11 protein-coding genes and 1 pseudogene are annotated in these 10,254 nt (G+C 73.3%); 6 read left to right on the forward strand and 6 right to left on the reverse strand.

What is annotated here, in order from left to right; all coding sequences use genetic code 11:
- Positions 1 to 433, forward strand: a 433-nt coding sequence (locus ACFV4G_RS23565; protein ID WP_380443483.1) for a GNAT family N-acetyltransferase, incomplete at its 5' end; no start/stop codon positions are given.
- A gap of 26 nt (positions 434 to 459) precedes the next feature.
- Here the strand turns inward: ACFV4G_RS23565 and ACFV4G_RS23570 are convergent.
- Positions 460 to 1,248 carry an SGNH/GDSL hydrolase family protein gene (locus ACFV4G_RS23570; protein ID WP_380443485.1) on the reverse strand — a complete coding sequence of 263 codons (789 nt, stop codon included), beginning with the start codon at positions 1,246 to 1,248 and terminating at the stop codon, positions 460 to 462.
- A gap of 161 nt (positions 1,249 to 1,409) precedes the next feature.
- Positions 1,410 to 1,760: pseudogene (locus ACFV4G_RS23575) on the reverse strand (winged helix-turn-helix transcriptional regulator); the annotation flags it as partial.
- Between the two features lie 103 nt (positions 1,761 to 1,863).
- On the opposite strand from ACFV4G_RS23575, the gene ACFV4G_RS23580 reads away from it, so the two are divergent.
- Positions 1,864 to 3,078 (forward strand): pyridoxal phosphate-dependent aminotransferase, encoded by a 1,215-nt coding sequence (locus tag ACFV4G_RS23580; protein ID WP_380443487.1) that lies wholly within the window; start codon positions 1,864 to 1,866, stop codon positions 3,076 to 3,078.
- A 63-nt stretch (positions 3,079 to 3,141) separates the two neighbouring features.
- Positions 3,142 to 3,474 (forward strand): YnfA family protein, encoded by a 333-nt coding sequence (locus tag ACFV4G_RS23585; RefSeq protein ID WP_380443489.1) that lies wholly within the window; start codon positions 3,142 to 3,144, stop codon positions 3,472 to 3,474.
- 58 nt (positions 3,475 to 3,532) lie between these two features.
- Here the strand turns inward: ACFV4G_RS23585 and ACFV4G_RS23590 are convergent, their stop codons facing one another.
- The 3 genes from ACFV4G_RS23590 to ACFV4G_RS23600 form a co-directional block, all read right to left on the reverse strand.
- Positions 3,533 to 5,200 (reverse strand): fibronectin type III domain-containing protein, encoded by a 1,668-nt coding sequence (locus ACFV4G_RS23590; protein WP_380443491.1) that lies wholly within the window; start codon positions 5,198 to 5,200, stop codon positions 3,533 to 3,535.
- A 185-nt stretch (positions 5,201 to 5,385) separates the two neighbouring features.
- A complete protein-coding gene (locus tag ACFV4G_RS23595) occupies positions 5,386 to 5,640 on the reverse strand; it encodes a hypothetical protein (RefSeq protein ID WP_380443493.1) in 255 nt (84 codons plus the stop codon).
- 115 nt (positions 5,641 to 5,755) lie between these two features.
- Positions 5,756 to 6,160: a (2Fe-2S) ferredoxin domain-containing protein gene (locus tag ACFV4G_RS23600; protein WP_380443495.1), complete on the reverse strand. Its 405-nt coding sequence runs from the start codon at positions 6,158 to 6,160 to the stop codon at positions 5,756 to 5,758.
- 112 nt (positions 6,161 to 6,272) lie between these two features.
- Between ACFV4G_RS23600 and ACFV4G_RS23605 the strand changes: the two genes are divergently transcribed.
- Both ACFV4G_RS23605 and ACFV4G_RS23610 read left to right on the forward strand, forming a co-directional pair.
- A complete protein-coding gene (locus ACFV4G_RS23605; protein WP_359968280.1) occupies positions 6,273 to 6,620 on the forward strand; it encodes a metalloregulator ArsR/SmtB family transcription factor in 348 nt (115 codons plus the stop codon).
- Positions 6,617 to 7,180 carry a S26 family signal peptidase gene (locus ACFV4G_RS23610; RefSeq protein ID WP_380443497.1) on the forward strand — a complete coding sequence of 188 codons (564 nt, stop codon included), beginning with the start codon at positions 6,617 to 6,619 and terminating at the stop codon, positions 7,178 to 7,180. The genes ACFV4G_RS23605 and ACFV4G_RS23610 overlap by 4 nt, the downstream gene beginning before the upstream one ends.
- A 7-nt stretch (positions 7,181 to 7,187) precedes the next feature.
- On the opposite strand, the gene ACFV4G_RS23615 is transcribed toward ACFV4G_RS23610, so the two are convergent.
- On the reverse strand, positions 7,188 to 9,056 hold the full coding sequence (locus ACFV4G_RS23615; protein WP_380443499.1) for an FAD-binding dehydrogenase: 1,869 nt from the start codon (positions 9,054 to 9,056) through the stop codon (positions 7,188 to 7,190).
- 123 nt (positions 9,057 to 9,179) lie between these two features.
- Here ACFV4G_RS23615 and ACFV4G_RS23620 point away from each other — a divergent pair, with 123 nt between their 5' ends.
- Positions 9,180 to 10,130, forward strand: coding sequence for an SGNH/GDSL hydrolase family protein (locus ACFV4G_RS23620; protein WP_380443501.1), 951 nt, complete (start codon positions 9,180 to 9,182; stop codon positions 10,128 to 10,130).
- The last annotated feature ends 124 nt before the right edge of the window (positions 10,131 to 10,254 follow it).

Raw genomic sequence — 10,254 nt, forward strand, 5'->3', positions numbered from 1 at the left:
CGCGCGGGCGGGGGCGCGGGGGGGGGGGGGGCGGGGGCGGGGCGCGCGGCGCGGGGGGGGCGCGGGGGCGGGCGCCCCCCCCCCCCCCCCGGCCGGCTACACCGTCACCACGTGGATCCGCGGCGGCGTCGTCCGCACGCTGGTCCGCACCTCGACCGGCCACCTCGCCGCCCGGGGGCAGGCGGGCCTGGCGGGCCCGGTCGCCGTGCCGGACCAGATCGTCACGTCCCCCGACCACCGCCGCCGGGGCCTCGGCAGCATCGTGATGGGCACGCTCCAGCACGCCGCCCGCGAGGCCGGTGCCGAACAGGCCGTCCTGGTCGGCACCACCGACGGCCGCGCGCTGTACTCGGCGCTCGGCTGGACGGTCCACTCCCCGATGGCGAGCCTCGTCCTGGAGCCGGAGGCACGGGAGGGCGGCGCTCAGCGGTAGGGCGGCAGTAGGGCAGCGGTCAGCGGTCAGCGGTAGGGCAGCAGCTCCGGCCGCTTCGGCGGGCGGCCGTCGCCGGAGGAGCGGCCGGTGAGGCGGCGGCCGATCCACGGGCCGAGGTGGGAGCCGATCCAGCGGGCGTCGGCGCCGAGCTTCTCGGCGCGGCCGCGCGGGGCGGCGGGCGGCAGCGGGGCGCGCCAGTCGAAGCCGGCGGGGCGGCCGAGCGCCTCCAGGACGGCGGCGGCCACCCGGCGGTGCCCCTCGGGCGAGAGGTGCAGGCGGTCCTCGGCCCAGAGCCGGCGGTCGTCGAAGCAGGGTGCGGAGAAGAGGTCGACCACGGCGATGCCGTCGTCCTGGCCGAGCTCGTGCACGAAGGCCTTCATCCGCAGGATCGCGGGCAGCAGCCGGGCGCCGCCGGCCATCCTGCGGCTGGGGTCGGTGCTGGTGAACATGACGACGGTGGCGCCGCCGGCCCGCAGCCCGGCGGCGCAGCGGCCGAGCAGCCGCTCGACCTCGGCGATGTCGCAGCCGGGGCGCAGCACGTCGTTGAGGCCGCCGGCGAGGGTGACGAGGTCGGCGCCCATCCCGGCCGCGACGGCGAGCTGTTCGTCGTGGATCTGGCCGATGAGCTTGCCGCGGACGGCGAGGTTGGCGTAGCGGAAGGCGTCGGCGCCGGGCGCTTCGGCCGGTTCGTCCGCGAGCGCGGCGGCGACCCGGTCGGCCCAGCCGCGGTAGTGGCCGTCGGGCATGAGGTCGTCGCACATGCCTTCGGTGAAGGAGTCCCCGACGGCGACGTAACTGCGGTACGTGGTGGGCACGGGCGCTCTCCGCTCTCCTCCGACTGCTCCGTGGTCCGACGATCGTACGCATGGACCGGAGCGGCGCCGTCCGCCACCCCCCGTCAGCCGGCGCCGTCCGCCGCCCCCCGTCAGCCGGTGGCGGCCGCGACCACGTCGACGGCCTCCGGCGCCCCCGTGACCCAGTGCTCCCGCACCGCGTCCGTCGGCCGCTGCTCGCCGAGGGCCGGCAGGCCCCACTCGCCCAACGCCTCGATGACGCGCCGCAGTTCGCGGCCGCGCCCGGTGAGCTCGTAGACCGTGGCGCTGGCGGGCGGTTCGAGCCGGCGGCGCAGCACGAGGTCCTCGCCCTCCAGCTGCTTGAGCCGGGCGGCGAGGATGTCGGTGGAGACGCCGGGCAGGTCGGCGTGCAGGTCGGTGTAGCGGCGCGGGCCGCGGAGGAGTTCACGGACGATCAGGAGACTCCAGCGCTCCCCCACCGCGTCCAGGGCGCGGGCGACGGCGCAGTACTGGTCGTAGCTTCGGCGTGACATGTGGATCAGCATAGCCAAAAGGTTGGACTTTCCAAGTGCTTACTTGGTAGAACAAAGCTGCAGAGCGCGAACGGGGTGTGACCGTAACGGTCGGGAGGCCGCAGTGGAGTTTCGGCAGTCCAGCAAGCTGAATGACGTGTGCTACGAGATCCGCGGTCCGGTGGTCGACCAGGCCAACGCGCTGGAAGAAGCCGGACACAGCGTCCTGCGGCTGAACACCGGCAACCCGGCGCCGTTCGGCTTCGAGGCGCCCGAGGAGATCATCCAGGACATCATCCGCAACCTCCCGAAGGCGCACGGGTACAGCGACTCGCGCGGCATCCTGCCCGCCCGCCGCGCGGTGGTGCAGTACTACCAGCAGCGCGGGGTGCAGGGCGTCGACGTCAACGACGTCTACCTCGGCAACGGCGTCTCCGAGCTGATCCAGATGGCCGTCACGGCGCTCGTCGACGACGGCGACGAGGTGCTCGTCCCGATGCCGGACTACCCGCTGTGGACGGCCGTGGTGCGGCTGGCCGGCGGCAAGGCCGTCCACTACCTGTGCGACGAGGGGGCCGACTGGTACCCGAGCCTGGAGGACATCGCCGCCAAGATCACCGCCCGCACCAAGGCGATCGTGGTCATCAACCCCAACAACCCGACCGGCGCGGTGTACCCGAAGGAGCTCCTGGAGGGCATCCTCGACCTCGCCCGGCGCCACCAGCTGATGGTCCTGGCCGACGAGATCTACGACAAGATCCTCTACGACGACACCGAGCACCACTGCCTGGCCGCGCTCGCCGACGACGTCCTCACCCTGACGTTCAACGGCCTGTCCAAGGCCTACCGGGTGGCCGGCTTCCGCAGCGGCTGGCTGGTCGTCTCCGGGCCCAAGCAGCACGCCACGGACTACCTGGAGGGCCTGACGATGCTCTCCGGCATGCGGCTGTGCCCCAACGTGCCCGCGCAGTTCGCCGTCCAGGCCGCGCTCGGCGGCCACCAGTCCATCAACGACCTCGTGCTGCCCGGCGGCCGGCTCACCGAGCAGCGGGACGTCGCGTTCAAGGCGCTCAACGAGATCCCGGGCGTCAGCTGCGTCAAGCCCAAGGGCGCGCTGTACGCGTTCGCCCGGCTGGACCCGGCGGTGCACAAGATCGTCGACGACGAGCAGTTCGTGCTGGACCTGCTGCTCCGCGAGAAGATCCACGTCGTCCAGGGCACCGGCTTCAACTGGCCCCGCCCGGACCACTTCCGCTTCGTCACCCTCCCCCGGGCCGACGACCTGGAGACGGCGATCAACCGCATCGGGCGCTTCCTGGCGACGTACCGGCAGGTCTGAGCGCACACCCCGGCACGTCGGAACGCACACCCCGGCACGTCGGAACGCATACCCTGGCACGTCATGACCGTCCTGCGCTCCGTCGCCCTGTTCGCCCTCGCCGCGCTCGCCGAGATCGGCGGCTGCTGGCTCGTGTGGCAGAGCGTCCGGGAGCAACGGCCGTGGTGGCTGGCCGGCGTGGGCGTCGTGGCGCTCGGCGCGTACGGGTTCGTCGCCGCGCTCCAGCCGGACGGCGCCTTCGGCCGCGTCCTGGCCGCGTACGGCGGGGTGTTCGTGGCCGGCTCCCTGCTGTGGGGCGTGGCCGTGGACGGCTTCCGGCCGACCCGCTACGACGTGATCGGCGCTCTGGTCTGCCTCGCCGGGGTCGGCGTGATCATGTACGGGCCCCGGCGCTGACGCACCGGTGCCCCGGCGTCGGTCCTCGACACCGGGGCACCGTCACGACCGCGCGGGACTACCAGCCCCAGCCGCCGCCCTCGCCGTCGTCGTCGCGGCCGGAGTCCCAGCCCTCGCCGACCTTGCGCAGGATCGTGTAGTTGTCGATCTGCGTACCGTTCTCGGCCAGCGCGGTGACCTTCATGACCGACTTCTGGCCCAGCTGGGCCGGGGTCACGTCGACCTTGATGAAGGAGTAGCCGGTGTAGCGCACCCGCGACCACTGGATGGTCTCGGGGGTCTTCACCCGCCCCTTGCTCCAGTAGTAGCTCTGGACCTCGTCCTGGTGGTTCTCGTGGCCCTCGTAGGTGTCCGGGGTCGCGAAGTTGTACAGGCTGCGCCCGGCGGCACCGGCGGTCACGTAGACCACGCCGTCCTTCTCGGGCTCGATGGTGGCGCCGCTCGGCACCTGCTTGGAGACCTTGTTGCCCAGGATGGCGTCGGTGCGCTCGTAGATGTGGTTGTGGCCGTTGATGACCAGGTCCACCCGGTACTTCTCGAACAGCGGCACCCAGGCCTCGCGGACGCCGCCCTCGGAGGCGTGCGCGACCGTGGTGGAGAAGGCGCAGTGGTGGAAGAAGACGACGATGAAGTCGACGGTCTCGTCGCCGCGCAGGTCCTTGAGGGTGCGCTCCAGCCACCGGGTCTGCTTGCCCGCGGAGAGGCCGAGGTTGGCCGGGATCTCGTAGGAGACGTCGTTGGCGTCCAGGGAGATGACGCCGACGTTCTTGTAGCGGAAGGTGTAGACGCCGGGGACGTTGCGCGGGTCCGGCCCGTTGTCCGGCAGGAAGAAGCGGGTGTTCTCGCCGCCGTAGCCGTTGGGCGAGTACCAGGCCTCGATGTCGTGGTTGCCGTAGGCGACCATCCACGGGATGTCGGCGGCGACCGTCTCGGTCTGGACCAGGAAGGCGTCCCAGGTCTTCGCGTTGTAGACGGCCTTGTCCGGGTCGGTGCCGGAGCCGGCCGGGTCGGCGTAGCAGATGTCGCCGGCGTGCAGGTGGAAGGCCGGCTTCTGGGCCTTGATGATGTTGTCGTTGCCCGCCGCGTGCGCGCTGACGCCCTGGTCGCCGAACGCCGTGAAGGTGAACGGCTCGTACACCCTGCCCCAGCGGTGGTCGCGGGAGGGCGCGGTGCGGAAGGTGTGCAGCGTGGAGATCTGCTGCTGCGAGGCCGGGTCGAAGCCCTGGTGGCCGACACCGTAGTAGTACGTGGTGTCCGGCTCCAGGTCCTCCAGCGCCACGTGCAGGTAGTACTGGTCCACCGGCTGGCCGGTCGGGGTCAGCGCCGGGGTGTGCAGGGCGCGGACCTCGGCCTCGACCTTGTGGCCGAGGTCCCACGGGTGCTTGCCGAAGCGCAGGAACGGCTTCTTGACCGGCACCGGCACCTGCCACGAGATGCGGAACTGGGTGTCCGGCTCGGCGCCGAACTGGAGGTGACGGCCGGTCGGCGCGACCACCGCACCGTCGATCCCGTCCGCCGTCCCGCCCGTCAGCAGCTGCGGGGTGGCCGGCGCCGCGAAGGCGGTGCCGCTGCCCAGGGCACCGCCCACCGCGACCGCACCGACCGTGACGGCACCGGCACGGAGCATCCGGCGACGGGAGAAGCGGGCCCGCAGGTACTCGTGCTGCTCGGCCATGCTCATGCGGTCGGCGAGCTTGGCCGGTACGCCCATGTGAGGGATATCCATGCGCGGGACTCTTCCAGCGGCGCGTGGCCCGTGCACGGACGCGCGGTGAACGGACAGGTGCACGAACGCCAATCGGACGCCAATACCCGGTCAAGTCCAGGCAAAGATCATGTCCACGACCATTCCGACACCGGATCATGGCCTCCCCGTGGTGGCGGACATGACCGGCCGTCGGACGTCGGGCCTCAGCCGGACGGCTCGTCCCAGCTCGTGGTGGCGCGGTTGCCCGTGCCGTCGCAGGTGCGGCAGATCTCGTCGCGGTAGGCGTGCTTGGCGCCGGTCGCGTCCACCCGGTAGCGGACGTACACCCCGGTGCCGTCGCACAGGAAGCAGTTGCCGCCCCCGCCGCCGACCTCCGTCGTCCCGGTGCCCTGGCAGGTGCGGCAGTTGAGGCCGGCGGTGCGGCCGGTGCCCGCGCAGATGCGGCAGACCGTGGTCATCGTCTTCCTCCCTGGGCGGATCCGCTCGGAGCCACCGGTCATGCTAGTCGGGCCAGTTGACCCCGCGTGAGACTTGTGTGCGCATGACCGGGGCGACCCCGTCACGACGGGGGCCTCACTCCGGCAGGCCCTCGCGGATCCGGCGCGAGACCGCGACCTCCTGCAGGTCGAGCAGGCCCGGCGGATCGGCCAGGCCGGGGCCGCCCGCGTGCACCCACGCGGCGATCTCGTCGATCATGTCGTCGGCCAGCACCCAGCCCAGCCAGACCGGCCGGCCCCCGGCCGCGCGCCCCTCGCCGGACGGGCCCACCACGACCACGTTCGAATGCGTGCACGCGTCCAGGCACTTGACCGCCCGCACCCGGCCCGCCGACCCGACCGCCGTCCGCAGCCGCTCGTACTGCCCGGCGTGGTCCACACCCGGGTGCTTCTGCTCGGTGCCGCAGCAGCACCCGCGGCAGACCGTGACGGTCACCGGGGAGGCGGCGGCACGCGGGCGGTCGCGGTCTCGGCGGCTCATGGGTTCGGCTTCTCCTCTGGTCGGCGGCCCGTTCGGCCTCCGCAGCGTACCCGCACGGTTCCGGCCCACCGGCGGGTGCCGTCCGCCCGCGGGCGGTCCGTAGGATGCCCCCATGGGACATGCGACCGCCGACAGCGCCGTACCGCGGATGCGCCTGGACGCGTCCAACGCGGCCAAGGTGGCCACCACCCTCCAGGCCCTGGCCACCCCGTCCCGCCTGCTGATCCTCGGCCGGCTGCGGGAGGGCCCGATGGCCGCCACCGAACTCGCCGAGGCCGTCGGCCTGGAACAGTCCGCGTGCTCGCACCAGCTGCGGCTGCTGCGCAACCTCGGCCTGGTCGTCGGCGAGCGCCGCGGCCGCTCGGTCGTCTACTCGCTGCACGACGACCACGTGGCCGCGCTGCTCGACCAGGCCGTCTACCACGTCGACCACCTGCGCCTGGGCCTGGCCGACCGGTGAACGGGAAGCGGCTGCGGAGGATCGCGCTCCGGGCGGCGGGACTGGTCGCGGTGGGCCTCGGCTTCGCCGTGCTCCTCACCGGCTACGCGACGAAGACCCTGGACGACGACCTGCTGCTCACCGACCGGGTCCGGGCCGAAGACGTGCAGCGCGGCGAGATCCACTACCTCGGCACCCCGCCGGCCACGGACCACGCCTTCCTCGAACGGGTCATGGCCCTCGCCGGCGACCGGATCACCTGCCGGGCCGGGCGGTTCACGCTCAACGGGAAGCCGGTGGACGGCTCGTGCCCGCGCGACGTCGACGTCACCGTCCTGCCGGGCCAGGCCTTCGTCCAGGACCGGCAGGGCACGGCGACGGTGGACCTGGCGCAGCTCGGCGAGCGGGTGGTCTGGCACACCGGCACCGATGTCGAAACGCCTCCCCTGCCGGGCAAGTTGACCGGCGCGATCGTCCTGCTCGTCCTCGGCCCGCTCCTGTTCTTCGCCGACGGGATCGCCGCCCTCGTCGCCGCCGCCGGCTCCGGCCGCGACAAGCAGGTTCACACCGGCGCGAACTGACGGATCGTCAGGCCGTCGCCTCGGCCGCCGCGCGGCCTGCGGCGCGGCCCGAGAACAGGCAGCCCCCGAGGAACGTCCCCTCCAGCGAGCGGTAGCCGTGCACGCCTCCGCCGCCGAAGCCCGCCGCCTCGCCCGCCGCGTACAGGCCCGGGAGCACCTCGCCGTCCGGCCGCAGGACGCGTGAGGCGAGGTCGGTCTCCAGGCCCCCGAGGGACTTGCGCGTCAGGACGGTGAGGCGCACGGCGATCAGCGGGGCCGCGGACGGGTCGAGGATGCGGTGCGGGGCGGCGGTGCGCACCAGGCGGTCGCCGAGGTAGCGGCGGGCGCCGTGGATCGCGGTGACCTGGAGGTCCTTGGCGAAGGGGTTGGCCAGCTGCCGGTCGCGGTCCTCGACGGTGCGGCGCAGCTCGTCCGGGTCGATCAGCGGCCGGCGGGTCCTGGCGTTCATGCCGCGGGCGAGGTCGGGGAGGTTGCCCGCGACGACGAAGTCGGGCCCGTGCCGCAGGTGGCCCTTGACCGGGCCGGGGGCGCCGGGCAGCGCGCGGCCGAGCACGCCGCGCACCGACCGCCCGGTCAGGTCCGGGTTCTGCTCGGAGCCGGAGAGGGTGAACTCCTTCTCGATGATGCGCTGGTTGAGCACGAACCAGGTGTGCTCGTGCCCGGTGGCCATGATGTGTTCGAGCGTCCCGAGGGTGTCGAAGCCGGGGAACAGCGGCACGGGCAGCCGGCGGCCGGTCGCGTCGAGCCAGAGCGAGGACGGGCCGGGCAGGATCCGGATGCCGTGCCGGGCCCAGACCGGGTCCCAGTTCTCGATGCCCTCGGTGTAGTGCCACATCCGGTCGCCGTTGATCAGGTTCCCGCCGGCCGCGCCGGCGATGCCGAGCATCAGGCCGTCGACGTGCGCGGGCACGCCGGAGAGCAGCCGCGCGGGCGGGGTGCCGAGCCGGGCGGGCCAGGCCCTGCGGACGAGTTCGTGGTTGCCGCCGATGCCGCCGGAGGTCACGATCACGGCCTGGGCGCGCAGTTCGAACCGTCCGGCGACGTCCCGTGAGCTGGCCTCGCCGCGGGCGGCCGCGCTGGGCTCCAGCACCTCCCCGGTGACGGTGTCGGTGACGCCCGCGGTGGCCGCGAGCCCGGTGACGCGGTGGCGGAACCGGAGATCGACGAGCCCGCGGGCGGCCGCGGCGCGCACCCGGCGGACGAAGGGTTCGAGCAGCCCCGGCCCGGTGCCCCAGGTGATGTGGAAGCGGGGCACCGAGTTGCCCGGCCCGTCGGCGAGGAAGCCGCCGCGCTCGGCCCAGCCCACCACGGGGAAGAAGCGCACTCCCATCCCGTGCAGCCAGGCCCGCTTCTCGCCGGCCGCGAAGTCGACGTAGGCCTCGGCCCAGCGGCGCGGCCAGGCGTCCTCGGGCCGGTCGAAGCCCGCGGTGCCGCGCCAGTCCTGGAGGGCGAGGGCGTGCGAGTCGCGGATCCGCATCCGGCGCTGCTCGGGGGAGTCGACGAGGAAGAGGCCGCCGAAGGACCAGTGCGCCTGGCCGCCGAAGGAGGCCGCGGGCTCCTGGTCGAGCAGGATCACCTTCCGTCCGGCGTCGGCGAGTTCGGCGGTGGCGGTGAGACCGGCGAGTCCCGCTCCGATGACGATGACGTCGGCGTCCAGGGCCATTGCGCAGTCCTCCGTCGCGGGGGTGCGGACGGCGCGGGGGGACGGGCGCCGTCGCTGTGCGCCCGATACTGCGGCCTGCGGTGACGTCCGGTCAACCGGCGGCGGCCGCAGGTGACAAGCAGTGGCACCAATTCCGCTCCGGGGCGTTTCGGAAATACCTTCGATACACATCGGAGCGTAATTCGAAATAACCTGCGGCCCCATCTGACGCATTTTCGAGAAATTCCCCGCCGAGGATGGACGGGCACGAAACCTGGCAGTAACTTACCTGTGAGTAGCTGTGGCGCCCGGCTGGCACGACCCCCACCTCGTCGTTTCTCTCCCCCAGGAGGAACCGTGTTCCGCCCTGCCCGGAATCAGCCCCACCGCTCGCGCGTCCGCCGCGCCCGCAATTCCGCGCTCGCCGCCGTCGCCCTCGGCGCCGCGCTCGCGCTCACCACGACGACCGCCCAGGCGGCCACCCCCGCCCCGAAGCACTACGTGGCGCTCGGCGACTCCTACGCCGCCGGCGCGGGCGTGCCCGGCCAGTCCGCCGGCCTGTGCCTGCGCTCCGACCACAACTACGGCCACCTCGTCGCCGCCGCCCTCCACGCGGGCGCCTACACCGACGTCACCTGCGCCGCGGCCAAGGTCAAGAACGTCACCGAGTCCCAGTACGACCTGTTCCTGAAGGTCAACGACCCGCAGCTGGACGCCGTGACCCCGGACGCCGACCTCATCACCCTCGGCATCGGCGGCAACGACCTCGGCACCAGCGACATCGGCATCGGCGACGTCATCGCCACCTGCATCGCCGGCGCCGTCGTCAACCCGCTCGGCACGCCCTGCCAGGACGTCTACAACCACGGCCACTGGGACTGGAGCAGCTGGAACTGGCAGTACGGCGAGGACGACCTCGCCGACCGCATCGACGCGGCGCAGCCCCGGCTCGCCGCCGCGATCGCCACGATCCGCGCCAAGGCCCCCAAGGCCAAGCTCCTGCTGGTCGGCTACCCGTCCGTGCTGCCCGCCGACGGCTCGTCCTGCGTGCTGCGCCAGCCCATCGCGCCGCGCGACATCCCGTACCTGTACCGGACGCTGAGCAGCCTCAACGCCATGCTCAAGGCCACCGCCGCGAGCAGCGGCGCGGTCTACGTCGACACGCAGACGCCGACCGCCGGGCACGACGCCTGCTCGGACGACCGCTGGGTCGAGGGCGCGCTGCCCGGCTCGCCCGCCGTGCCGTTCCACCCGAACGCGACGGGCGAGAAGGTGATGGCCGACGCGGTGCTGGCCGCGCTGCGCTGACCCCGGAACGCCGAAGGGGGGGGGGGGCCCCCCCCCGGGCCCCCCCCCCCGGGGTCCCGCCGCGGGGGAGAACCCCCCGCCGGCCGGCCGGGACCCGCCCCCCCCCCCCCCGTAACCGGCCCGA

This window comes from Kitasatospora sp. NPDC059747, from assembly GCF_042732955.1.
Classification (GTDB): domain Bacteria; phylum Actinomycetota; class Actinomycetes; order Streptomycetales; family Streptomycetaceae; genus Kitasatospora.

Bases quoted from the DNA above. Each gene is read 5' to 3' on its own strand.
- ACFV4G_RS23615 (WP_380443499.1), bottom strand. From the start codon at position 9,056: ATGCGTCAGATGGGGCCGCAGGTTATTTCGAATTACGCTCCGATGTGT.
- ACFV4G_RS23585 (WP_380443489.1), top strand. From the start codon at position 3,142: ATGACCGTCCTGCGCTCCGTCGCCCTGTTCGCCCTCGCCGCGCTCGCC.
- ACFV4G_RS23590 (WP_380443491.1), bottom strand. From the start codon at position 5,200: ATGGATATCCCTCACATGGGCGTACCGGCCAAGCTCGCCGACCGCATG.
- ACFV4G_RS23595 (WP_380443493.1), bottom strand. From the start codon at position 5,640: ATGACCACGGTCTGCCGCATCTGCGCGGGCACCGGCCGCACCGCCGGC.
- ACFV4G_RS23605 (WP_359968280.1), top strand. From the start codon at position 6,273: ATGGGACATGCGACCGCCGACAGCGCCGTACCGCGGATGCGCCTGGAC.
- ACFV4G_RS23600 (WP_380443495.1), bottom strand. From the start codon at position 6,160: ATGAGCCGCCGAGACCGCGACCGCCCGCGTGCCGCCGCCTCCCCGGTG.